Raw genomic sequence first — 22,861 nt, forward strand, 5'->3', positions numbered from 1 at the left:
AGCTTGTCCGGGTCGGGGCCGCCGGCCCCGGCCTCCCAGCCCGGCGCGCCCTCGCGCCGAGCCTCCTCCGCCACCCCTGGGGCGGAGGACCCCAGACTCCGGCGAAGTGTCGGAGACTGGGTACAACTGGCTCCGCCAGGAGCTGAGTTGCCGAAGGCGCGGAAGAGACGGTCGATCAGCTTACCGGTTTTGGACGGCTGCTCAGGCACGGAGTCGGCGGTGTCGAGGGGGTGCTGCGGGTCGGGCACGGGTCCTCCGGGTTTTTCTGTCGGGACAGGCGGATGGCGGGCGGCGGGGTGTGCGGGGGATGCGGGTGATGGTCCGGCCGTGAACCCGGGTCGGCGATGTCGGATATCCGGTGCGGGCGGCGGCCTGGCGGGTTCCCGGAGCTCCCGGCTGGCGGCATGCGGGAAATCCGGAAGCGGCGGTCCGCGTCGACGGAGGGCCGCTCGCCCGAACCGGGAGCGGTCGCTGGTCGGGCGAGCGGTGGTGATGCGCAGGCGCGTCAGGCGGCCGAAGGGTGGGCTTGCGGCTCGGCTTGCTGAGCGGCCTGCTCGTCCTTGAAGCGCTGGGTCAGCTTGCCGAGGCGGTCACTGGCGACCGGCATGCCGGCCTCGCGAAGGGCGTTTTTGATCACCGCCAGGGTGGCGCCGTGCTCCTCCACGGCGGGGCGGGCGATCTCGGCCAGCTCGTCCATGGTGGCGGCGGGCCTGCGGCCGGTGCGCCTGCGCCCGATCACCGGGTCCCGCTCGAGGAGCCGGTCTTCCTCCTCGCCGGGGTCGCCGGCTGACTCGTCGCCGGGCGGGCCGTCCTGCTCCGCCTCGGGTGCGGGCTCGGCAGGTGGGGCGGCGGGGATGGGCTCGGGGTTTTCGTGGAGCGGGCGTTGCTCCTCGGCGGGCTCGGGCTCGGTGGTGACCTCGGTCGCGGTGGTGTCGTGGGCAAGTAGGGTGCCGCCGAAGAAGGCGAGGGCTGGCCACCCGGCGACCAGGATCCGCAGCCAGGCCGGGACGTGGGTGAGGTCGAGCAGGCCGGCGGTGGCGACGTTCGCGCCGAGCGAGGCGGTCAGGGCGATGGCGAACCAGGTCCAGGCGGAGCCGGCCGCGCGTCCGTTGGCACGCAGGGTCCGCATGCGGTGCCAGGCGGCGACGAGCAGGAGGTCCACCGAGACGGGGTAGGCCCAGGCTTTCCAGCCGTGCTGTCCGGCGGCTTCGGCGATGTCGTGGAGGTGGGCGAAGGACAGGGCGCCCGCGATGGCGGCTTGCACCAGGACAGCGTCCGGGCGGGGAAGGCGCGTTCGTTTGGTGGCGGTCATGCTGGCAGGAGTCCTCAAGGGGGTGTGGCGGGGTGGTTGGCTGGATTGCCGTCTTTGCCGTCTTTGCCGTCTTGCCGTTGCAGGGCGGGCTCGGCAGGGGCGGGCGCGGCTGGCCGGCAGCGCACTGGGCGCGGCGGTGTTCAGGTTCGGGACGGCCCGCCCATCCGTCTTGGGACGCGTATCCGTCCCGGCAGCAGGGCCTTTGACCTGCTGTTTTACGGCAGGGACGGCTGGGACGGCACAAGACGGCTGTGCTTCCCGTCCCAGCCCGGGCCCGCCGCTCACGCGGGGTTCGTGCGGCGGCAGGCCGGTAGCGGTGAGGGACGGTTGCCGTCCTGCGGGCGGCGTCCTGCCGTCCCAGGACGGATGCTGCTTCCGTCTTGGACGGCTGATCCGTCCCGGTGGCAGGCCCTGTGACCTGCGGCGTTACGGCAGGGACGGCAGGGACGGCAACCGGTGAGGGCAGGTCAGTCTGGCGCCCGTGCCCGTGCCCGTGCCGGAGCTGGTGCTGGTGCTGGTGCTGGGGGCGAGGGGGTGGACGGTCGGGCAGTAGCGTCGCCAGGCGTCGGCGAACTTGTGGCGCATGTAGCCCTTGCGCTGGGTTCCGTCGCCGATGCGCACGTTGCCCGAGGAGACGCCGAACTCGCGGAGCATCGAGCCCAGCCCGCGCGGGGTCAGCCCGCCTCGGCCCGACTCCGCCCACGGCGCCTCGGGGTCGCCGTTGAGGGTGAACAGCAGCTGGTCGGTGGTGATGCTGTCCGGGTCGCCGGCGGCGTGGAAGATCCGGCGGATGTCGGCCAGGACCCGTGCGCCGCCGGGGTTGTCCTCCTCGGTCTTCACCTCGGCGTCGACCATGCGCCTGCACGCCTGCCGTGCCAGGCGGGGCCAAGGGCCGCCCGCGAGGTCGGCGATGATCACCAGGGGCTCCCACGTGTCGGCGGCGCGGTCCTCGACCGGCATGGCCGGTTCCAGCTGCAGGGCCTGATCGGCGAGCGGGGCGGTCCAGCGGGCGATCCGGTCCCGGATCTCGTGGAGGGCGGGGCTGTCGCGCTTAGTGCGGTACGGCGCGACCTTCTCGCCCTCGGCCCGGCGGCGCATGCGGATCACGATCGAGCGGTCCATGATCGTGTCCGGGAGGTCGCCGATCCCGGCGATGGCCGCCATGGCGAAGGTGTGGAAGCGGCGCGGGGTGTGGTCGTTGCCGACCACCCGCAGCACGTAGCGGTCGCGCTGGTGCCCGGCGTTGAGCAGGCCGCGCATCTCCTCGTTCTTCTCCGCCATCTTCGGGCTGCCGAAGATCGTGTCGGCCTCGTCCACCAGGAGCGTGGGTGGCTCCTCGGTGATCGAGCGGAAGACCGCCGCCGGGGTCGAGTTGACCGTCAGGACCGGCTGGTGCACGGTCTCGGTGAGGATGTCGAGCAGGCGCGACTTGCCGCAGCGCTTCGCGGGGCCGACCACCGCCAGGCGCGGGGCGTGCTGCCACGAGCCCTGCAGGTGGGTCGCCGCCACCCACAGCGTCGCGGCGTCCAGCGCCTCCTGGGAGGGCAGGATCACGAACTTGGCGATCAGGGCCTTCAGCTGCGCGAGCGCCTCGGCGCCCTTGGTCGCCTCGGCGTCCGGCATCAGGTCGATCTCGTCCACGGTTGTGGGCGCGTCCGGTGCCGCCTCGGCGTGGACCTGTCCACAGTCTGTGGACGGCTGGCCGAACTGGGGGGCGGGCAGGTAGGTGCCGGGCTCGCCCGGCTTGGCGACCGGCGGCCAGCCGGTCGCGGTCGAACTGGCTGCTGGGGCTGTGGGGGCGGGGTGGGAGGCAGTACTCTCGGTCATGGCGATTCCTCACTCGGCGGATCCGGGGGGCAACCCGGTCCGCCGTAGCTCGACTGTCCTGGGATGGGCGGTGGCGAGGTTTCCGATCAGCCCCCGGTGTTCGTAGCGCCGGGGGCTTCGCGTTTTCTCGGGACACCCGGGCCGCTGTCCGGCCCGGCATAACCTCCTCTCGGTTGGCTTTTTCATGCTGTATGGATGACCGTAGTGGCGCCACTGGCTCCCAGTCAAGCGACTCGCGCATATTTTTCTCAACCTATCTCGGCATACATGCTGGCAAGGCGAATGTGTGGAGATTTTGCGTAGGGCTGCTCAATCGCCTGGGGGTTGGCTTCTTCATGCTGCTACAGTCGATCCCGTTGCCGCGTCACGTCCACTCGCATTCGGAAGGAGGTTGATATGGTCAACCCCATGGTGCATCGCTTCAAGCCCCTGGAGGGCGAGGCCCTGGTGGCCCACAACCTGAAGGTCCTGCGCAAGGCGGCCCGCCTTTCCCAGGAGGACGTGGCCGAGCGCATGACCCGGCTCGGCTTCAAGTTCCACCAGACCCAGGTCGCCAAGATCGAGAACGGCACCCGCCCGGTGCGCTTCGACGAGGTGATCGGCCTGGCCAAGGCGCTCAGCGTCCCGGCGGCCAACTTCATGACCGAGGCCGTCGCCGGCCCGGACGAGCCGGACTACGAGCTGCAGGAAGCGGGCTTCCGCGTCGAGAAGGCCCAGCAGGAGTGGAGAACTGCCCACGATCTCGAACAAGCGGCCAAGACCCGGCTGGAGGAGGCGGAGCGCGAGTACAACGAGATCGCCGAACGCCTCGCGGCCCAAGGCATCGACGTCGGCTCCGACCACGCCGAGCCTGAGTGGTACCCGGCGCCCAACTCGCCGTGGGACCCGCTCCGCCGGGCACCGGGCGCCGACCAGTAGCTCCGCACGCTCAGCACGTCCTCGGACGCGACGACTTCGTGTGCCCATCGTCGTCTCGCATCCGGCCGTTTTCCAAAAAATAGGCCGCCGGTCGGCATTTTTTGGAAAACGGCCGGTCCTGCCCCTACGGTCTCCAATCCCCCACCACTGACTCCCGCTGCCCGACCCTCGGCGCTACGAACGCCGAGGGCCACCAAGCGGGTCCAACTGCCCACCGCCCATCCCAACAGTCGCCACGGCCGCGCGTTGCCCCGCGCCGCCGGGAGGAATGCCCATGCCTGAAACGCCCCTGTCCCTTGCGCGCCTTGCGGGCGCGCTCGACCTCACCGAGCACCAGCTCCTCGGCCTCGTCGCCAGCGCTGGCGTGCAAGTGCCGGACCCGACGCTTATCGCCCTCACCGTTGAAGAGGCCGCCCGTCGGCTCGGCGTCGGCCGGACGACGATGTACGCCCTCGTCGCCTCCGGCGAGATCCCCTCAGTGACGATCGGACGCCTCCGCCGTGTGCCCGCCGACGCTCTCAAGGCGTACATGGCCGCCCGCGTACAGGCCGCCGCCACGACCGTCGCGCTCGCGGCCTGAGGGGGATCACATGACGAAGTCTCGACAGCCCAACGGCGCCTCCTCGATCTTCCTCGGCAAGGACGGCTACTGGCACGGCTATGTGACCGTCGGCGTGAAGGACGACGGCAAGCCCGACCGCCGCCACGTCATGCGCAAGCGTCGCGCCGACGCCACCAAGGCCGTGCGCGACCTGGAGAAGAAGCGCGACTCCGGCACCGTGGCCAAGGCCGGACAGACCTGGACCGTCAAGACCTGGCTGACCCACTGGGTGGAGAACATCGCCGCGCCGCACGTCGGTGAGAACACCATTGACGGCTACCGCGTCGCGGTCTACCACCACCTGATTCCCGGTCTGGCCGCGCACCGCCTCGCCAAGCTGGAGCCCGAGCACCTGGAGCGCTTCTACCAGAAGATGCTGAAGGCCGGCAGCGCCGCCGGTACCGCTCATCAGGTTCACCGCACCGTCCGCACCGCGCTGAACGAGGCGGTGCGCCGAGGTCACCTCACGGTCAACCCGGCCTCGATCGCCAAGGCTCCGCGCCTCGAAGAGGAAGAGGTCGTGCCCTACACGGTCGAGGAGGTGCAGCGTCTGCTCGACCAGGCCAACAAGCAGCGGCACCCCGCGCGTTGGGTCATATCGTTGGCGCTGGGCCTGCGCCAGGGCGAGGTCCTGGGACTGAAGTGGACGGATGTCGACTTCGAGCTGCGCGTCCTGACCGTCCACCGGAACCGGCTGCGGCCCCGCTATGAGCACGGCTGCGGTGACCGCTGCGGGCGCAAGCCCGGCTACTGCCCGCAGAAGGTCAACATCCGTCGCGAGACCAAGGACACCAAGTCCCGTGCCGGACGCCGACCGATCGGCATCCCCGACCCGCTGTTGAACCTCCTGCTCCAGCACCGGCGCGAGCAGGAGCGCGAGCGGCGCTTGGCCGGGGACCTCTGGACGGAGAAGGGGTACGTATTCACTTCGCCGACCGGCGAGCCCCTCAACCCGAACACCGACCACCACGAGTGGAAAGACCTGCTCAAGGCGGCGGGCCTGCGCGCCGGTCGGCTCCATGACGCCCGTCACACGGCGGCGACCGTCCTGCTGATCATCGGCGTCCCGGACGCCATCGTCGACGCCCTGATGGGCTGGGAACCCGGCAAGTCCGCCCGGATGCGCCGCCGCTACCAGCACCTCACCAACCGGGTGCTCACCGACACGGCCGACAAGATCGGCGGACTCCTCTGGGCGGCACCCGAGGAACCTCCGGCCGCTTGACCTGTCGGGTGTGCCCGGAGGCTTCGGCTTTCGGGCACACCCTGCCGCGGTGTGCATCGCCGATCCCTCCCGGTCTCGGTCGAGAAATCTGTAGCTTCGGTCGGCCTCGGCACGGAAGGATGGGTCCATGCAGCAGGAACGACGGTGGGTCTACGCAGCGTGCACGATCCGCCTGATCCCAGATCAGCCAGGTTGCGAAGCGGTGTTCGATCAAGCTCTCACGAACGGCCTCGCCGCGATCGTTGCGGCCGAGTGGCCTGGAGCCGAGATCGACGGTAAGGGCCGCGTGCACTCCGCAGCTCAGCTCTTGACCATCATCGCGGAGCGTATCCCGCAAGAGGGACAGACGGGTGTTCACGTCATCCCAGATCCTGATCCAGAGCGCACGAAGGAATTCGCACGGCTGATCGGTGGCCCCGGCGACGACTCCGACCTCATGGAAACGCGGATCGATGTGGCGACACTCCGCGATGGGATCGCGCAGACACAAGCGGTTCGGCACGCCCGTGGTGCAGGCCGGCTCGAAGATCGGCACGTCGAGGCACTCCGAGTGCTGGACATCCACGAGAGTCTTAGCTCCCTCAGCAGCGAGGAGGCCGACCGGGTCTGGAACCAGGCACGCGAAGACGACCGCGCCTCGATCTTGCGCGCCGTTGCCCACCTCGATCTGATTGGCGAGGACGTAGCCGCGCAGCGGGCCACCGATGTGGACAACCCGAACGCGTACCACCCTAAGCACAACCCGGACGGCCATGATCTTGAAGAGTGTCCCGTCTGCGGGCTCGACACCTTCTGCGTCCAGGGCATCGACGACTACGGATACGGGTTCGGTCCTGGTCAGTGCCTCGTGTGCACCTACACCCGAAGCCGCGACACGGCCGACGAGATGGCCTTGGACTTTCACATCGCCCGGCTCTCCGCCAAGGACTAGCTGCAACTCGCGATCTGGCAGACCAGGCGCTCCTGGAGATCTGGTCTGCCTGTTCCGTTCGGCTGCGAGGAACCGCAACTAAAACTGCAACTACGCCACGACGAAGGCCCCGACCGCATGGCGGTCGGGGCCTTCGTTTGCCCAGGTGGGCGGGTGCGGAGGATACGAGATTCGAACTCGTGAGGGGTTGCCCCCAACACGCTTTCCAAGCGTGCGCCCTAGGCCACTAGGCGAATCCTCCGTGGGAGAGCTTAGTACATGTTTGGGGGTGCTCGCGACCACCCATCTGCAGGTCGTCGCGGGTGGGTGCCTGCGGATCGCAGAGGTGGGGAGGCGGTACTGAGTGGGGCCGGGATCCGGTACTCTGGGTGCAGCCCCTCGTGTGGCGTTATCTCTCTGAACTCCCCCAGGGCCGGAAGGCAGCAAGGGTAGGAGGGCTCTGGCGGGTGCACGGGGGGTCTTTGCGTTCCCCGGGCGGGCCCGGGGCGGCGGGGCGACGCGTTTGTCCGTGTGTCCCGATATCGTCGGTGGCGTGTCCCTAGCCCTGTACCGCCGCTATCGCCCCGAGACTTTCGCCGAGGTCATCGGGCAGGAGCACGTGACCGCTCCGCTCCAGCAGGCCCTGCGCAACAACAGGGTCAACCACGCCTACCTGTTCAGCGGCCCCCGTGGCTGCGGCAAGACGACGAGCGCGCGCATCCTGGCCCGTTGCCTGAACTGCGCCGAAGGCCCCACGCCCACGCCGTGCGGTGAGTGCCAGTCCTGCCGCGACCTGGCGACGGGCGGGCCCGGTTCGATCGACGTGATCGAGATCGACGCCGCCTCGCACGGTGGTGTGGACGACGCGCGTGAGCTGCGGGAGCGGGCCTTCTTCGCGCCGGTCCACAGCAGGTACAAGATCTTCATCCTGGACGAGGCGCACATGGTCACCTCGGCCGGCTTCAACGCGCTGCTGAAGGTGGTGGAGGAGCCGCCGGAGCACCTCAAGTTCATCTTCGCGACCACGGAGCCGGAGAAGGTGATCGGGACGATCCGCTCCCGTACCCACCACTACCCCTTCCGCCTGGTCCCGCCCGGCACGCTGCGCGACTACCTCGCGGACGTCTGCGGCCGGGAGCAGATCCAGGTCGAGGACTCGGTGTTCCCGCTGGTCGTGCGGTCGGGTGCGGGTTCGGTCCGTGACTCGATGTCGGTGATGGACCAGCTGCTCGCCGGTGCCGACGAGGGCGGCGTCACCTACCAGATGGCCACCTCGCTGCTCGGCTACACCGACTCGGCGCTGTTGGACGAGGTCGTGGACGCCTTCGCCGTCCGGGACGGCGCGACGGTCTTCCAGGTCATCGACCGGGTGGTGGAGGGCGGTCACGACCCCCGGCGCTTCGTGACGGACCTGCTGGAGCGCCTGCGGGACCTGGTGATCCTGGCGACCGTCCCCGACGCGGGGGAGAAGGGCCTGATCGACGCCCCCGCCGACCGGGTCGCGATCATGCAGGCCCAGGCCGACCGTTTCGGCCCGGCCGACCTGAGCCGCGCCGCCGACATCGCCAACACCGGGCTGACCGAGATGCGCGGCAACGCGGCCCCCCGGCTCCAGCTGGAGCTGATCTGCGCCCGGGTGATGCTGCCCGGTGCCTATGACGACGAGCTCTCGCTGCTGGCCCGGTTGGACAAGCTGGAGCGGCGCGCGTCGGCGGGCGGTTTCGCCGCCCCGGCCGGCGGCTTCGCCGCGCCGCCGCAGACGGCGGCCCCAGCCCCGGCCCCGATCGCGGCCCCGATGGCGGCCCCGGCCCCCGTCGCGCCCCCCGCCGCCCAGCCGACGCAGCCGCAGGCGGCAGTCCCCGCCGCGCCCGCTGCCCCGGCCCCCGGGGCCTGGCCGATCCCGCGCAGCTTCCCGCCCGTCGGCGGCGCCGCGCCGCAGGCGCCCGTGCCGGCCCCGGCCGCTGCGGCGGCACCGGCGGTTCCCGTTGCCACGCCCACCCCGGTCGCCGTCGTTCCGCAGTCGACGGCCGGGCAGCCGTCCGCCTCCGCCCAGCAGGGCGCGGGGCAGGTCCGCCAGCACTGGCCGCAGATCCTGGAGGCCGTGAAGAACCGTCGGCGCTTCACCTGGATCCTGCTCAGCCAGAACGGGCAGGTCGCGGGGTTCGACGGCAGCACCCTCCAGGTCTCGTTCATCAACGCGGGCGCCCGCGACAGCTTCGTCAGCAGCAACAGCGACGACGTGCTCAAGCAGGCGCTGTCCGACGCGCTCGGGGTGGACTGGCGGGTGGAGTGCATCGTCGACCCGTCGGGCGGCGGCAGTACGGCTTCGGCCACCCCGCCCCCGTCGGGCGGCGCGGCCGGTGCGGGCTCGGCCGGCGGCGGGTGGGGCGCGCAGGCGCCCAGGCCGGCTCCGGCGGCGCAGCCCGTACAGGCTCCCGCCCCGGTGCCCGTCCCGCAGGCCCAGCCGCCCGCGCCGGTACAGCCGCAGGCCGTCCAGGCTCAGCAGCCCGTCCAGTCACAGCCCACTCAGTACGAACAGCACGCACAGCAGCCGCCGCAGTCCCAGCAGCAGGCGGCCCCGTCCGCCCCGGCCGCTGCCTTCGCGCCCGAGGACGACATCCCCGACGACGCGGGGCCGGGGCTGAGCTCGCAGGTGCCCGAGATCTCCGGTCAGGAGCTGATCGTGCGGGAGCTGGGGGCGACCGTGCTCGAAGAGATCCACCACAACAGGTAGGCGACGGGGTCAGGCCTCCCGCGTCGCCGCTCCCACGCGCGGGGCAGGCGGGAGGCGGGAAGTCGGGATGGCGCTCGGGCTCCGAACCCGGCGCGTAGGCTCGGTACGACTGAGGTCGGCGGCACGTCACGCGGGGTTCCGCGCGGCGGCCGACGGCTCGGTGAGCCAGATCTTGATCTTTCCGTGCACAGGCAGGAGTGACCCGTGTTCCCTGGTGGTGGCCAGCCCAATATGCAGCAGCTGCTGAAGCAGGCGCAGAAGATGCAGGAGGAGCTCGGCAAGGCGCAGCGGGAGCTGGCCGAGACGATGGTGAGCGGTACGGCGGGCGGCGGCCTGGTCGAGGCGACCGTCACCGGTGCCGGCGAGCTGGTCGCGCTGACCATCGCGCCCGCCGCCGTGGACCCGGACGACACCGAGACCCTTGCCGACCTCGTCCTGGCGGCCGTCCGGGACGCCAGCGCGGCGGCCCAGAAGATGCAGAGCGAGCGGATGGGCCCGCTCACCCAGGGCCTCGGCGGAGCGCTCCCCTTCTAGGCAGCCTGCTAGGACGCCTGCTGGAGCGCTTGTTCCAGGGCGCTTGCCTGGGGTGGCCTGGAAGGGGTGGCCTGGTAGGGGAGTGTCCTCGCGACACCCGGTGCCGGGCCCGGTTCGGGCGGCTCTGTGTGATTTCTGCGCGGGTCGGGCGTCGGACGGTGTGTCCGACGCCCGGTTCGTTGGATGATGGGCACCGGGACCCCTGCCCCGGCACCGGGACTCCCGGAGGCCCTGAGCTGCGCCGGGCGGCACCCCGCCGCATCGGGCGGTACGGCGCCGTGCCGGGCGGTACCGCGCGGTGGCGAGCAGTACCCGGCAGTACGTAGTACCAAGCAGGTAAGAAGCCGAAGGAAGGCGCGAAGTGTACGAGGGCGTGGTTCAGGACCTGATCGACGAACTGGGCAGGCTGCCCGGCGTCGGGCCCAAGAGCGCGCAGCGGATCGCCTTCCACGTCCTGCAGGCCGACCCGACGGATGTCCGCCGGCTGGCGCACACGCTGCTGGAGGTCAAGGACAAGGTCCGGTTCTGCGTGGTCTGCGGCAACGTCGCGGAGGCCGAGCGCTGCCGGGTGTGCCTCGACCCGCGGCGCGACCTCGCGGTGATCTGCGTGGTCGAGGAGCCCAAGGACGTGGTGGCGGTCGAGCGGACCCGTGAGTTCCGCGGCCGGTACCACGTGCTGGGCGGCGCGATCAGCCCCATCGAGGGCGTCGGACCGGACGACCTGCGGATCCGGGAGCTGCTCGCGCGGCTCGCCGACGGCACGGTCACCGAGCTGATCCTGGCGACCGACCCCAATCTGGAGGGGGAGGCGACCGCCACCTACCTGGCCCGGCTCTGCAAGCCGATGGGCCTGAAGGTGACCCGGCTGGCGAGCGGACTGCCCGTCGGCGGGGATCTGGAGTACGCCGACGAGGTCACCCTCGGCCGGGCCTTCGAAGGGAGACGACTGCTCGATGTCTGACCGTACCCAAAGCAGCACCACACACCAGGGCAGCACCAGCCGGAGCAGCGCACACCGGCACGAACCCGACGACTTCGCGGTGCAGATCGCGGACTCGGTCGAGAGCTTCGTGCTGGCGGTGACCGAGGTCGCCAAGGGCGACGAGCCGGGCAGCGCGGTCTCGCTGCTCCTGCTGGAGGTCTCGCAGCTGCTGCTGGCGGGCGGCCGGCTGGGCGCCGTCGAGGACGTCCTCCCCGAGGACCGCTTCGAGCCCGACGCCGGCCCGGAGCCGGACGGCGTCGAGCTGCGCGAGCGCCTCGCCGAGCTGCTCGCGCCGATCGACGTCTACCACGAGGTCTTCGACCCGTACGGGCCGCCGGAGAAGCCCAACGCCTTCCGGATCTCGGACGACCTGGCCGGGGTGGTCAGCGAGCTGCGGCACGGGCTGACCCACTACCGGGAGGGCCGGGTCAGTGAGGCGATGTGGTGGTGGCAGTTCTCCTACCTCTCCAACTGGGGCTCGACCTGTACGGCGGTGCTGCGCGCGCTCCAGTCGCTGATCGCGCATGTCCGGCTGGACAGCCCGATCGGTGCGGCGGCGGACGGCGCCGACACCGATGACGACGGGCTGACGGACGAGCAGCTGGAGCAGCAGGCCGGCGACCTGATGGCGGCCGAGCTCGGGCTGTAGCCGTCCCCTCGGACGGCGGCCGGCCGGCGGCCCACCCGGCCGCCGGCCGCCCACCCAGGCACACCCGCCCGGTCGCCGGCCGGCCGCCCAGGCACCGCTCACCCGCCCTCCGGCCGGTGGTGTGACGAACAATTCAAAAATCCGCCCGGCCGGGAAATCGGGGGCGGACGGCCCGCTCCCCGGGCAAATTTCTTGGGGGCCGCCGGGTCCTCCGCACACCTGCCGGTCGGGGTGTCCGGGCGGCGCTCGCCAGGTGATACCGCTGTCTCGCCATTCGGAACGTAGCGGTCGGGGCTGCCCCGCTCGGTAGACTGGCGCGGACCGCAGAGCCCCCTTCCCCCGGGGGTGCGGGGGGTCACCGGCCCCCCGGACACGACACAAGTCGAGGAGCGCACGTGGGCCTTGTCGTGCAGAAGTACGGCGGCTCATCCGTTGCGGATGCCGAGGGCATCAAGCGCGTAGCCCGCCGAATCGTCGACACCAAGAAGGCCGGCCATGAGGTCGTCGTCGTGGTGTCCGCGATGGGCGACACGACGGACGAGCTGATCGAACTCGCGGAGCAGGTGTCCCCGATCCCTGCCGGGCGTGAGTTCGACATGCTGCTGACGGCCGGAGAGCGGATCTCCATGGCGCTGTTGGCCATGGCGATCAGATCCCTGGGCCACGAGGCCCAGTCGTTCACCGGCAGCCAGGCCGGGGTCATCACCGACTCCGTCCACAACAAGGCGCGCATCATCGACGTGACGCCGGGCCGGATCCGGAACGCCCTGGACGAGGGCAACATCGCGATCGTGGCCGGTTTCCAGGGCGTCTCGCAGGTGAGCAAGGACATCACCACGCTCGGCCGGGGCGGCTCGGACACCACGGCCGTGGCGCTCGCCGCCGCGCTGGGTGCCGAGGTCTGCGAGATCTACACCGACGTGGACGGTGTCTTCACCGCCGACCCGCGCGTGGTGAAGAAGGCCCGCAAGATCGACTGGATCGGCTTCGAGGACATGCTGGAGCTGGCCTCGTCCGGCTCGAAGGTGCTGCTGGACCGCTGTGTCGAGTACGCCCGGCGCTACGACATCCCGATTCACGTACGCTCGTCCTTCTCCGGACTTCCGGGGACCATTGTCAGTAGCACCAACCCGAACAAGCCCGAAGGGGGCGAGATGGAGCAGGCCATCATCTCCGGAGTCGCCCACGACACGTCCGAGGCCAAGGTCACGGTCGTCGGGGTGCCGGACAAGCCGGGCGAGGCGGCCCGGATCTTCCGCGCCATCGCGGACGCCGAGGTCAACATCGACATGGTGGTGCAGAACGTCTCCGCCGCGTCCACCGGCCTCACCGACATCTCGTTCACCTGCCCGAAGACCGAGGGCCAGAAGGCCATCGACGCGCTGGGCCGGGTCAAGCAGGGGATCGGCTTCGAGTCGCTCCGCTACGACGACGCGATCGGCAAGATCTCGCTGGTCGGCGCCGGTATGCGCTCCAACCCGGGCGTCACCGCGACCTTCTTCGAGGCGCTCTCCGAGGCCGGGGTCAACATCGAGCTGATCTCGACCTCCGAGATCCGGATCTCGGTGGTCACCCGGGGCGACGACGTGAACGAGGCCGTCCGCGCGGTGCACAGCGCCTTCGGCCTGGACAGCGACACGGACGAGGCGGTCGTCTACGGCGGTACCGGACGGTGACGTCGGAGAGGCGGCCGAGCCTCGCGGTCGTCGGTGCCACCGGCGCCGTCGGGACCGTGCTGCTCGGCCTCCTCTCCTCCCGCCGGGACGTCTGGGGCGAGATCCGGCTGGTCGCCTCCGCCCGCTCGGCGGGCCGGACGCTGACCGTGCGCGGCGAGCCTGCCGAGGTGGTCGCACTCCGTGAGGAGGCGTTCGACGGGATCGACGTCGCGGTGTTCGACGTCCCGGACCCGGTCGCCGCCCAGTGGGCGCCGATCGCCGCGGCCAAGGGCGTCGTGGTGGTCGACAACTCCGCCGTGTTCCGGCCGGCCGAGGACGTGCCGCTGGTGGTGCCCGAGGTGAACGCCCCGGCGGCCCGGATCCGGCCGCGCGGGATCGTCGCGAGCCCGAACTGCACCGTCCTCACCCTGGTCAACGGGCTCGCAGCCCTGCACTCGGAGTACGGGCTGACGGAACTGGCGGTCGCCTCCTACCAGGCGGCCTCCGACGCCGGGCAGCGCGGCGTGGACACCCTGCGGGAGCAGATCAGGCAGGTGGCGGGCACCGGGGTGGGCGAGCAGACCGGCGACCTGCGGGCCGTGGTCACCGAGCACGGCCCCTTCCCGGCACCGCTGGCCCTGAACGCGGTGCCGTGGTCCGGCTCGGCCCGGGCGGACGGCTGGTCCTCCGAGGAACTCGGCCTCCGCGACCAGCCGCGCAAGATCCTCGGACTGCCGGACCTGCGGGTCTTCGCCACCTGCGTGCGGATCCCGGTGGTCACCGGTCACTCGCTGGCCGTCCACGCGGTCTTCGAGCGCGAGGTCACCCGGGCCCGCGCCCAGGAGATCCTGCGGGAGGCCCCGGGCGTGGTGCTGTTCGACAACCCGGAGGCGGGCGAGTTCCCGACCCCGAACGACGTGGTCGGCACCGACCCGACCTGGGTCGGCCGGGTCCGTCGCTCGCTCGACGACCCGACCGCGCTGGACCTCTTCCTCTGCGGCGACAACCTGCGCAAGGGCGCGGCGCTGAACATCGTTCAGATCGCCGAACTGGTGGCCGCAGAGCTGACCCCGGCCGGCTGAGGGACCGGCCAGGGACCACACCGGCCCGCCGGGCGGTGGCTCGGACGGGCCGGGCGGCGCCTCCGACGGGCGCCGCGGCCTCGAAGCGGTGCGGGTTCGGGGGTGACGCCGTGCAGGTTCGGCCTCGAAGCGGTGCAGGTTCGGGCGTGACGCCGTGCGGGTCCGGGGGGTGACGCCGTGCGGCCTCGGGCGTGACCTCAACGTGAGGTGAGAAGAAGGTGGTCGGGCAGACGACTACTCGTAAGTAGTGTCAGAATCCTGAGTCCGGGGCCCAGGGCGGGGCAACCATGACAGGGGATCAAGTGTCCGACAAGTGTGGCGAACATGACGGGGACTCTGTCCGCAGGGCGGTCGGCAGGCACGCGAGTGAAGCGGCCGCCGTCCCCCGTGCTGCCACCGCCGCCGCGAGCAGCGCCCCCGGCCGGTAGCCGGATGGGCGCGGCCGCGGCGGACGCGGCGGGAGCCAGCGTCGACCACCTCACCGAGACCTACCAGGCCCACTACCGCTCCCTGCTGCGGCTGGCGGCCCTGCTGCTGGACGACCTCTCCTCCTGCGAGGACGTCGTCCAGGAGGCGTTCATCCGGGTGCACGCGGCCCGGCGGCGGGTGCGCGAACCCGAGAAGACCCTCGCCTACCTGCGGCAGACCGTGGTGAACCTGTCCCGCTCCACCCTGCGCCGCCGGATCCTGGGGCTGCGCCTGCTGCCCAAGCCGATGCCTGACATGGCCAGTGCAGAAGAAGGCGCCTACGATGCGCTGGAGCGCGACGAGTTGAAGGCCGCGCTCAGGGGGCTGCAACGCCGTCAGCGGGAGGTGCTGGTGATGCGCTACTACGCGGACATGACGGAGGCACAGGTCGCCGACCTGCTGGGGATCTCCCTCGGCTCGGTGAAGGCGTACGGCTCCCGGGGCCTCGCCGCCCTGCGGGTCCGGATGGAGACGAGCCATGACTGACGACCAGCACCCGGATGCGGCGGGGAGCGCGGCGGAGCGCGAGGTCAGGGAGCTGCTGCGGCGGGCCGTCGCGGAGCTGCAACCCGACCCGGGTGCGCTGCCGCGGATCCGGCTGGCGGTACCGCGCCGCCGGGCCAGGCACCGCAACATGCTCACGGGCGTGGCGGCGGCTGCCCTGCTCGCGGTCGCCGCGGTGCCGGCCCTGCACGGCGTCGACCAGGTCGGCCTCTCCGACAGCCCGACCGGCGGCCGGGCCCTCGCGGCCACCACCGGAGCCGGTACGCCGGCCCCGGGCGACGACCGGGCGACCGCCCGACCGCCCGCGCCCCGGCCGGCCGGCTCCGGTGCCGGTGCGGCGACCGGCGGCCCGGCGACCGCCGCGGCCTCCGGGACGGCGGCCGACTCCCCGCCCGGACCGGCCGTCAGCCCCAGCGGTGCGCCCGTGCTGCCGCCCTGCGCGCGGGCCGACCTGGGGCGGGCCGACTCGTACCTGGGGTCGGCGGACAGCGGCGGCCGGATCTACGGCTGGTTCACCGTGTACAACATCTCGGGGCGCAGCTGTGCGCTCAGCGGCCCGGGGACACTGCAGGTCGGCGCCGTCAGCGGGACGGACCCGAGCCGCGTGAAGGTGGCCGACCACCAGGCCGGCGACCCCGCCACCGGGCTGCCGGACCCGGCCACGGCGCCCCGTTCGCTGGTGCTCCAGCCGTCGACGGGGTACCGGGTGCAGTTCGGCTGGGTGCCGGACGCGCCCTGCCCGGCCTCCAGCGCCCTGCGGGCGGTGCCCACGGGGACCGCCGCGCCGGGAGGCGGCTCGGCGGCGCGGCCGAGCCCCGCGCCCCTTCCGAGCGCGGGCTCCGGCTCCGGACCCGGGCTGCGGGCGGCCGACGCGGGCGGCCCCGGGACGGCTTCGGCGGACCCGGGCAGCGCCGGGGTGCCCGGCACCCCCACGCCCACCCCGACCGCTTCCGCCTCGGCCTCGCCCAGCGCCGGGCCGACCGCCGGCTCGTCCCCCGCCGCGACCGTCGGCATCACGCTCGTCGAGACCCCGCAGGCCGGCGCACCGGCGGCCGCGAGCGCCGTGGTGAACGGCGCGTGCGCCGGTACGGTCTACCGCGCCGCACCTCAGGTGGTGCCCGCCGCCGTCCCGGCCGGGACACAGCTCGCGGGCGGCTGAGCGCGCAGGGGCGACCCCTGCGGTCGGGGCGCCCCGGTGAGTGGTTACGGTGGTGGGTGTGTACCGATTCCTCCTGACTCCGCGCTGGCTGAGCGGCGCCGCAGTCGCGCTGGTGGCCATCGCGGTCTGCCTCTGGCTCGGCTCCTGGCAGCTCAGCCGCTTCGAGGACAGGGCGTCGGCCCACCACGCCACGTCGGGCCCGGCAGCCGCCGCCCCGGGCACGGCCGTCCCGCTCGGAGCCGTGCTCACCAAGGACCGGCCGACGGTGGGCACCGACACGGTCGGCCGCAGCGTGACCGTCACCGGCAGCTACGACCCCGCGCACCAGCTGCTGGTGCCGAACCGCACGGTGGGCGGCAAGCAGGGCTACTACGTGCTCACCCCGCTGCGCACCGCCGACGGCCGGGCCGTCGCGGTGGTCCGGGGCTGGACGGCCGGTTCGCCGGGCGCCGGGCCCGCCCAAGCCGCACCGACGGGCGAGGTGACCGTCACCGGCCGGCTCCAGGCGCCGGAGACCAGCGGCAGCGACGGCGCCGTGGCCGGCGGCCTGCCCGCCGGGCAGCTCGGCACCATCAGCCCGGCCTCGCTGGTCAACCTGCTGCCCTACGGCACGTACGACGGCTGGGTGGCGGCCGACAGCGCGCCGGCCGGCCTCACCGCCGTACCGACCGTCCAGCCGGAGGGCGGCGACGGGCTGAGCCTGCGGGCCTTCCAGAACCTCGGCTACACGCTGGAGTGGTTCGTCTTCGCCGGCTTCGTGGTCTTCATGTGGCTCCGCCTGGTCCGCCGGGAGGCGGAGGCGGCCGAGGACCGGGCCCTCGGCCTGGACCCGGCCCACTGAGGGTTCGTCCGACGGCCGGCCACCCGGCCGGCCACCCGGCCCGCCGAGGGCCCTCCGGACGGCCGGCTACCCGGCCAGCTGCCGCAGGGCGAAGTCGATCTCCAACCGGAGCTGCTTGATCCGCTCCTCCACCACCAGCGAGCCGTGCCCGGCGTCGTACCGGTACACCTCGTGCACCTTGCCGAGTTCCGCCAGCCGCTCGACGTAGTTGTCGATCTGCCGGATCGGGCAGCGCGGGTCGTTGACCCCGGCACTGATGTAGACCGGTGCCCGGACCTGCTCGACGTACGTCAGCGGCGAGGAGGCCCGCCAGCGCTCCGGCGCCTCCTCCGGCGAGCCGCCGAACAGCGTCCGGTCCAGCGACTTGAGCGCCTCCATCTCGTCGGCGTACGCGGCCAGGTAGTCGGCGACCGGGACGGCGGCCAGGCCGAGCGTCCAGTCGCCCGGCTGCACACCGAGCCCGAGCAGCGTCAGGTACCCGCCCCAGGAGCCTCCGGAGAGCACCAGCCGCGCCGGGTCGGCGAGACCGGAGTCCACCGCCCACTGCCGGACGGCGCCGATGTCCTCCAGCTCGATCAGGCCGACCCGCAGCCGCAGCGCATCCGTCCAGGCCTGCCCGTAGCCGGTCGAGCCGCGGTAGTTGACCCGGACGACCGCGAAGCCGTGGTCCAGCCAGGCGGCCGGTCCGGCCGCGAAGGAGTCGCTGTCGTGGTACGTCGGTCCGCCGTGGATCTCGAAGACGGTCGGGAACGGGCCCTCGCCGTCCGGCCGTTGGACCAGCGCGTGCACCCGCCCGCCGGGCCCCTCCACCCAGACGTCCTCCACCGGCACCGAGCCCGGCGGCACCGGCCCCGGCGCCCGCAGCACCACCGCGCCGGAGGTCGACCGGACGGCCGACGGCTCGGCGGCGGAGGACCAGAGGAACTCGACCGTCCCGTCCGGCCGGGCCGTCGCGCTCACCACCGTGCCGCGCGGGGTCTCCAGCCGGCTCAGCTCGCCCTTCTCCAGGTCGTACGAGAAGAGTTCACTGCGCGCCTCGTACTCGTGCTCGATCAGCACCGACCGGGCCCCGGGACGCCACTGCGCCGAGAGGTCGCCGGGGAACTCGCGGCCCTGGTCGTCGCGGAGCAGCAGCTCCGTCTCGACCCCGGTGGCGACGTCCCAGAGCATCGGCTCCCAGCGGCCGCGCCGCTGGTGGGCCACCAGCAGCCGGGTGTCGCCCGCCGCCGGGGCGAAACCCAGGCAGGCCACACCGAGCGGGTTCCGGCGCCCGGTCACCTCGTCCAACTCCGCGACGGTCGCGCCGTCCGAGGTGCGGACCACCCGGATCGCCGAGTGCATCGCGTCGCCGTGCTCGGTGTGGTCGATCGCGAGCAGCGCGCAGTCGTGGCTGAGATCGCCGACGCCGCCGTACTCCTCGTGGTGGTAGACCACCTCGGGCTCCGCCGCACCCGGACGCCGCAGGTACAGCGTGGTGCCCTCGTCGTCCGTCGAGGTGCCGGCCACCACCGTGCCGTCGCGGCCCAGGGCCAGACCCGCCGAGTAGGCGGCCGGCACACCCGGGACGGCCTCGGAGTCCGGGCCGCCCGCGAACGGCTGGCGGCGCCAGACCCCGACCTCGTCACCGTCGGTGTCGTCGAACCACCAGATCCACTCCCCGTCCGGGCTCAGCTCCCCCTCGGTGGTGCCGTTCGGCCGGTCGGTCACCTGCCGGTGCGTGCCGGCCGCCCGGTCCCAGGCGTACAACTCGTACGTCCCGGTGGAGTTCGACACGTACAGCGCACGGTCAGGGGCCTCCTCGGCCCAGTCCGGCAGCGAGACCCGCGCCGCCCGAAACCGCTGCTCCCACGCCGGTACGGCGCTCTTCTCCTCGTTCATACCCCTATCCAACCCGATCGCCCCCACAACCGATCCCGCCCTGCACCACCCGGACGGTTCGGGCCAACCCGGGGGCGCGGGGAACTGCGCGACTCCGGAAGCATCGCCGCCGCACCTACCGCCGCCCGGTCATGGGCAGGCCCGCCTTCCCGGACAGTTGGGGCCAACCCGGGGGCGCGGGGAACTGCGCGATCCCGGAAGCAACGCCGCCGCACCCACCGCCGCACCCGCACCCCGCCGCCGCACCCCGCCGCACCCGCACCCCGAAACCCCTCCCCGGCGGGAGCCACTACGCACTGGGGACCTTGTCCAAGAACCCCAGCACCGCCCCGATCCGCCCCTCCCCGTCCGTGGTCAGGACGTCGAAGCCGATCACCAGCTCCTCGCCGCCCGCCGGGCCGAGCAGCCAGGTGAAGCGGGCGATGTGGTGGTGTGCGTCGACCGGTCCGAGGGCGAACACCAGGCCGGGGAACTGGCCCTGGACGGCGCCGATGGTCGCGTCGAGCGCGTCCCGGCCGGTGATGTCCACCAGCGGGTCGGTGTAGCGGCCGTCCTCGGCCCACACCTCGTCGATCAGCTTGCGGCGGGCCGGCTGGTCGGTCTCGTTCCAGGCGGCGATGTAGCGCTCGACCAGCTGCTGGAGGTCGCTCATGGTGTGCTCCTTCTTGTCGTCCGCGGGCGCTTCCCGCAGGTCAAGAAGTTACGCAGTGGCAGTGCCGGCCGAATCTGTCGGCCATCGGTAATCCCCGCCGCCCGTACGGGTGTCGGCGTAGGTAGGGTCGGGCCATGCTGTACGGGAGGGGACGCGAGCAGGCCGTCATCGACGGGCTGCTCCACGGGGCGAGGGACGGCCGGAGCGCGGTGCTGGTGCTGCGCGGCGAGCCGGGGATCGGCAAGAGCGCGCTGCTGGAGTACGCGGCCGGGCGGGCGGGGGAGTCGTTCGGGGTGATCCGGGCGACGGGGGTGGAGTACGAGGCCGAGCTGCCGTTCGCCGGGCTCAGCCTGCTGCTCGCGCCTGCCCTCGACCGGATCGGTGCGTTGCCCGGGCCGCAACGGCGGGCCCTGGAAGGCGCGTTCGGGCTGGCCGAGCGCGGCCCCGGCGACCGGCTGCTGACCGGGCTGGCCACCCTCGGCCTGTTCGCCGAACTGGCCGCCGAGCAGCCGCTGTTGTGCCTGGTGGACGACGCGCAGTGGCTCGACCGCGCGTCCGCCGAGGCGCTGCTGCTGGCGGCGCGGCGGCTCCAGGCCGAGGGGGTGGTGCTGCTGCTCGCCGCCCGGGACGGTGAAGGCGCCTTCGACGCAGCGGGGTTGGCCGAGTTGCCGCTCACCGGCCTGTCGCCGACCGCTGCCGCCGAGCTGCTCTCCGCCAGGGCCGCCGATCACCCACCGGCGGTCCGCCAACGCGCGCTCGCCGAGGCCCACGGCAATCCGCTCGCACTCACCGAGCTGCCCGGGGCACTCGCCCGGGAGCGGCCCGGTGCCGTCGGCGGTCTGCCGCTCACCGGTCGGCTCCAACTCGCCTTCCACGGCCAGGTGAGCCGCCTGCCGGCCGCGACCCAGACGCTGCTGCTGGTCGCGGCGGCCGAGGAGACCGGCGATCTCGACGCCGTCCTGCGGGCCGCGACCGCCCTCGGTGCCCCGCCGGACAGTCTCGGCGCCGCCGAGGAGCAGGGCGCCGTCCGGCTCACGGCCGACCACCGACTGGTCTTCCGGCACCCGCTGCTGCGCGCGGCCGTCCTGCAACGGGCGCCGCTCTCCCAGCGGTTGGCGGCGCACCGGGCGCTCGGCGAGACCCTGGCCGACGGCGACCGCCGGACCTGGCACCTGGCCCTCGCCGCCACCGGCCCCGACGCCGCCCTCGCCGACGACCTGGAACGCGTCGCGGCCCGCGCCGAGGCACTGGGCGGCCACGGTGGCGCGGCCACCGCCTACGAACGGGCCGCCAGGCTCACCCCCGACCGGGCGGCGGCCACCCGGCGGCTCGTCCTGGCGGCCGAATCGGCGACCGAGGCGGGCGAGTTGGACCGGGCCGCCGAACTGGCGGAGCTCGCGTCGGCCCGGACGGACGAACCGTCGACCGTCGCGCTGCTCGACCACGTCCGGGCCACGGCCCACTTCTGGCGCGGCGCCTACCCGGCCGCCTACCAGCTGCTGCTGGAGGGCTCCCGTGCCGGCATCGAGCCGCCGCGTGCCGCCCGGATGCTGCTCCAGGCCTTCCATGCCGCGTGGTACCTCGGCGAGCGGCAACTCGGCGAAGTGCTGGACGGGTTGGCGGCGCTCCCGCTGTCGGACCAGGACCCGGCCGGGCCGCCGGCCCGCTACCTGCTCGCCGCCGTGCTCCCGTTGCTCGGCCGTCCCGCGCCGGAGCTCCCCGCCGCCCGCGACACCGCGGCCGAGGCCCGCCGGGCGGGCGCCGCCCCGGTCCGGGACCTGGTCCAGGTCTGCGGGGCGACGCTGATCCTCGGCCGCGACGAGGAGACGTACGACCTCGCCACCGAGCTCGTCGCCGAGGCCCGCGCCACCGGATCGGTCGGGCTGCTGCCGACCCTGCTCTTCTTCCTGGCCGAGGCGGAGCTGTTCCACGGCCGCCACCGCGACGCCGAGGTCACCGCGACCGAGGGGCTGGCGCTGGCCCGGGACACCGGGCAGCGCCAGTGGAGCAGCCAACTGCGGAGTGTGCTGGCCTACTTGGCCGCATTGGCGGGCGACGCCGACTCCTGTGCCGGGCTGGCCGCAGCCGCGCTGGACGGCTCGGGCACCGCGCCACCGGCCGGCCGGCCCTGGGCGCAGTGGTCGCTCGCGCTGCTCGACCTGGGCCAGGGCCGGGCGGCCGCCGCGCTCGACCGGCTCGTCCCGCTGACCACCGGCCCGGACCGCCACCACGTCTCGGCCACCCGGGCCGTCCCCGACCTGGTCGAGGCCGCCGTCCGACTGGGCCGTCCCGAGCGGGCGGCCGAGCCGTTCGAGCGCTACGCCCGCTGGGCGGCCGCCGCCGGCACCCCCTGGGCCCGGGCCCTGCTGCTGCGCTGCCAGGCCCTGCTCGGTCCGGACGAACTCGCCGAGTCGGCCTACCTGTCCGCGCTCGAACTCCACCGGCAGGCCAACCGGCCGTTCGAGGAGGCCCGCACCCGCCTGCTGTTCGGCGAGTGGCTCCGCCGCGAACGCCGCAAGAACGAGGCCCGTCCGCTGCTGCGCGCCGCCCTGGAGGCCTTCGAACTGCTCGGCGCCCGCCCCTGGGCCGACCGCGCCCGCACCGAGCTGACCGCCACCGGTGAGGCCGCCCCCACCGGCCGGGCCGACGGGCCGCTGGCCGCCCTCACCCCGCAGGAACTCCAGATCGCCCGGCTCGCCGCCCAGGGCCTCAGCAACCGCGACATCGCGGCGCAGCTCTTCCTCAGCCCCCGCACTGTCGGCCACCACCTCTACAAGGCCTACCCGAAGCTCGGCGTGGCCTCCCGGGCCGAACTCGCCGACCTGCTCTGACGCCTCCGACATCGCTGACGTCTCCGACGCCTCTTGCGCCTCCGGGGTACCTCCGTGGCACCTCCGCGCGCCCATCTGGGCGAGTCCCCGTCGCGCCCG

The 22,861-nt window shown here is 73.0% G+C and carries 18 protein-coding genes, 1 tRNA gene and 1 other RNA gene; 15 read left to right on the forward strand and 5 right to left on the reverse strand.

The window, feature by feature from the left end; all coding sequences use genetic code 11:
- Positions 1–505: 505 nt before the first annotated feature.
- Both ABD330_RS09330 and ABD330_RS09335 read right to left on the reverse strand, forming a co-directional pair.
- A complete protein-coding gene (locus tag ABD330_RS09330; protein ID WP_344462841.1) occupies positions 506–1,312 on the reverse strand; it encodes a DUF2637 domain-containing protein in 807 nt (268 codons plus the stop codon).
- 426 nt (positions 1,313–1,738) lie between these two features.
- Positions 1,739–3,139, reverse strand: coding sequence for a DUF3631 domain-containing protein (locus tag ABD330_RS09335; RefSeq protein ID WP_425555484.1), 1,401 nt, complete (start codon positions 3,137–3,139; stop codon positions 1,739–1,741).
- Between the two features lie 408 nt (positions 3,140–3,547).
- Between ABD330_RS09335 and ABD330_RS09340 the strand changes: the two genes are divergently transcribed.
- The 4 genes from ABD330_RS09340 to ABD330_RS09355 all read left to right on the forward strand — a co-directional run bounded on the left by ABD330_RS09340 (position 3,548) and on the right by ABD330_RS09355 (position 6,814).
- A complete protein-coding gene (locus ABD330_RS09340; RefSeq protein WP_344462843.1) occupies positions 3,548–4,057 on the forward strand; it encodes a helix-turn-helix domain-containing protein in 510 nt (169 codons plus the stop codon).
- A gap of 274 nt (positions 4,058–4,331) precedes the next feature.
- Complete coding sequence (locus ABD330_RS09345) at positions 4,332–4,637, forward strand: helix-turn-helix domain-containing protein (RefSeq protein WP_344462845.1); 306 nt, start codon at positions 4,332–4,334, stop codon at positions 4,635–4,637.
- A gap of 10 nt (positions 4,638–4,647) precedes the next feature.
- Positions 4,648–5,883, forward strand: coding sequence for a tyrosine-type recombinase/integrase (locus tag ABD330_RS09350; RefSeq protein ID WP_344462847.1), 1,236 nt, complete (start codon positions 4,648–4,650; stop codon positions 5,881–5,883).
- A 127-nt stretch (positions 5,884–6,010) separates the two neighbouring features.
- Positions 6,011–6,814, forward strand: a complete 804-nt coding sequence (locus ABD330_RS09355; protein WP_344462849.1) for a hypothetical protein — start codon at positions 6,011–6,013, stop codon at positions 6,812–6,814.
- A 156-nt stretch (positions 6,815–6,970) separates the two neighbouring features.
- On the opposite strand, the gene ABD330_RS09360 is transcribed toward ABD330_RS09355, so the two are convergent.
- Positions 6,971–7,055, reverse strand: a tRNA-Ser gene (locus ABD330_RS09360).
- Between the two features lie 128 nt (positions 7,056–7,183).
- Between ABD330_RS09360 and ffs the strand changes: the two genes are divergently transcribed.
- The 10 genes from ffs to ABD330_RS09410 all read left to right on the forward strand — a co-directional run bounded on the left by ffs (position 7,184) and on the right by ABD330_RS09410 (position 17,401).
- An RNA gene (gene ffs / locus ABD330_RS09365) (signal recognition particle sRNA small type) lies at positions 7,184–7,280 on the forward strand.
- 66 nt (positions 7,281–7,346) lie between these two features.
- The gene (locus ABD330_RS09370) at positions 7,347–9,527 is read left to right on the forward strand and encodes a DNA polymerase III subunit gamma and tau (protein ID WP_344462851.1); all 2,181 of its coding nucleotides are present in this window, start codon (positions 7,347–7,349) and stop codon (positions 9,525–9,527) included.
- A gap of 231 nt (positions 9,528–9,758) precedes the next feature.
- The gene (locus ABD330_RS09375) at positions 9,759–10,061 is read left to right on the forward strand and encodes a YbaB/EbfC family nucleoid-associated protein (protein WP_425555485.1); all 303 of its coding nucleotides are present in this window, start codon (positions 9,759–9,761) and stop codon (positions 10,059–10,061) included.
- Between the two features lie 361 nt (positions 10,062–10,422).
- Complete coding sequence (gene recR, locus ABD330_RS09380) at positions 10,423–11,022, forward strand: recombination mediator RecR (protein ID WP_344462855.1); 600 nt, start codon at positions 10,423–10,425, stop codon at positions 11,020–11,022.
- Positions 11,015–11,692, forward strand: a complete 678-nt coding sequence (locus tag ABD330_RS09385; protein ID WP_344462857.1) for a DUF5063 domain-containing protein — start codon at positions 11,015–11,017, stop codon at positions 11,690–11,692. Before recR ends, ABD330_RS09385 begins: the two co-directional genes overlap by 8 nt.
- Positions 11,693–12,087: 395 nt before the next feature.
- Complete coding sequence (locus ABD330_RS09390; protein WP_344462859.1) at positions 12,088–13,368, forward strand: aspartate kinase; 1,281 nt, start codon at positions 12,088–12,090, stop codon at positions 13,366–13,368.
- Complete coding sequence (locus ABD330_RS09395) at positions 13,365–14,429, forward strand: aspartate-semialdehyde dehydrogenase (protein WP_344462861.1); 1,065 nt, start codon at positions 13,365–13,367, stop codon at positions 14,427–14,429. Before ABD330_RS09390 ends, ABD330_RS09395 begins: the two co-directional genes overlap by 4 nt.
- Positions 14,430–14,861: 432 nt before the next feature.
- Positions 14,862–15,383, forward strand: coding sequence for a SigE family RNA polymerase sigma factor (locus tag ABD330_RS09400; protein ID WP_344462863.1), 522 nt, complete (start codon positions 14,862–14,864; stop codon positions 15,381–15,383).
- The gene (locus tag ABD330_RS09405; protein ID WP_344462865.1) at positions 15,376–16,560 is read left to right on the forward strand and encodes a hypothetical protein; all 1,185 of its coding nucleotides are present in this window, start codon (positions 15,376–15,378) and stop codon (positions 16,558–16,560) included. Before ABD330_RS09400 ends, ABD330_RS09405 begins: the two co-directional genes overlap by 8 nt.
- Before the next feature lie 58 nt (positions 16,561–16,618).
- Positions 16,619–17,401 (forward strand): SURF1 family protein, encoded by a 783-nt coding sequence (locus ABD330_RS09410; RefSeq protein ID WP_344462868.1) that lies wholly within the window; start codon positions 16,619–16,621, stop codon positions 17,399–17,401.
- Between the two features lie 66 nt (positions 17,402–17,467).
- Here the strand turns inward: ABD330_RS09410 and ABD330_RS09415 are convergent, their stop codons facing one another.
- Together ABD330_RS09415 and ABD330_RS09420 are read right to left on the reverse strand one after the other, a co-directional pair.
- Positions 17,468–19,279 (reverse strand): S9 family peptidase, encoded by a 1,812-nt coding sequence (locus ABD330_RS09415; protein WP_344462870.1) that lies wholly within the window; start codon positions 19,277–19,279, stop codon positions 17,468–17,470.
- A 289-nt stretch (positions 19,280–19,568) separates the two neighbouring features.
- Positions 19,569–19,931 carry a nuclear transport factor 2 family protein gene (locus tag ABD330_RS09420; protein WP_344462872.1) on the reverse strand — a complete coding sequence of 121 codons (363 nt, stop codon included), beginning with the start codon at positions 19,929–19,931 and terminating at the stop codon, positions 19,569–19,571.
- A 134-nt stretch (positions 19,932–20,065) separates the two neighbouring features.
- Here ABD330_RS09420 and ABD330_RS09425 point away from each other — a divergent pair, with 134 nt between their 5' ends.
- Entirely contained in the window at positions 20,066–22,762 is a 2,697-nt protein-coding gene (locus ABD330_RS09425) for a helix-turn-helix transcriptional regulator (protein WP_344462874.1), read from the forward strand.
- Positions 22,763–22,861: the final 99 nt, after the last annotated feature.

Origin of the sequence: Kitasatospora kazusensis (assembly GCF_039529945.1) — a bacterium.
GTDB lineage: Bacteria > Actinomycetota > Actinomycetes > Streptomycetales > Streptomycetaceae > Kitasatospora > Kitasatospora kazusensis.

Excerpts from the sequence above, each read along its gene's own strand:
- ABD330_RS09330 (WP_344462841.1), bottom strand. The coding sequence starts at position 1,312 with ATGACCGCCACCAAACGAACGCGCCTTCCCCGCCCGGACGCTGTCCTG.
- ABD330_RS09335 (WP_425555484.1), bottom strand. The coding sequence starts at position 3,139 with ATGACCGAGAGTACTGCCTCCCACCCCGCCCCCACAGCCCCAGCAGCC.
- ABD330_RS09340 (WP_344462843.1), top strand. The coding sequence starts at position 3,548 with ATGGTGCATCGCTTCAAGCCCCTGGAGGGCGAGGCCCTGGTGGCCCAC.
- ABD330_RS09345 (WP_344462845.1), top strand. The coding sequence starts at position 4,332 with ATGCCTGAAACGCCCCTGTCCCTTGCGCGCCTTGCGGGCGCGCTCGAC.
- ABD330_RS09350 (WP_344462847.1), top strand. The coding sequence starts at position 4,648 with ATGACGAAGTCTCGACAGCCCAACGGCGCCTCCTCGATCTTCCTCGGC.
- ABD330_RS09355 (WP_344462849.1), top strand. The coding sequence starts at position 6,011 with ATGCAGCAGGAACGACGGTGGGTCTACGCAGCGTGCACGATCCGCCTG.
- ABD330_RS09375 (WP_425555485.1), top strand. The coding sequence starts at position 9,759 with ATGCAGCAGCTGCTGAAGCAGGCGCAGAAGATGCAGGAGGAGCTCGGC.
- ABD330_RS09385 (WP_344462857.1), top strand. The coding sequence starts at position 11,015 with ATGTCTGACCGTACCCAAAGCAGCACCACACACCAGGGCAGCACCAGC.
- ABD330_RS09400 (WP_344462863.1), top strand. The coding sequence starts at position 14,862 with ATGGGCGCGGCCGCGGCGGACGCGGCGGGAGCCAGCGTCGACCACCTC.
- ABD330_RS09405 (WP_344462865.1), top strand. The coding sequence starts at position 15,376 with ATGACTGACGACCAGCACCCGGATGCGGCGGGGAGCGCGGCGGAGCGC.
- ABD330_RS09415 (WP_344462870.1), bottom strand. The coding sequence starts at position 19,279 with ATGAACGAGGAGAAGAGCGCCGTACCGGCGTGGGAGCAGCGGTTTCGG.
- ABD330_RS09420 (WP_344462872.1), bottom strand. The coding sequence starts at position 19,931 with ATGAGCGACCTCCAGCAGCTGGTCGAGCGCTACATCGCCGCCTGGAAC.
- ABD330_RS09425 (WP_344462874.1), top strand. The coding sequence starts at position 20,066 with ATGCTGTACGGGAGGGGACGCGAGCAGGCCGTCATCGACGGGCTGCTC.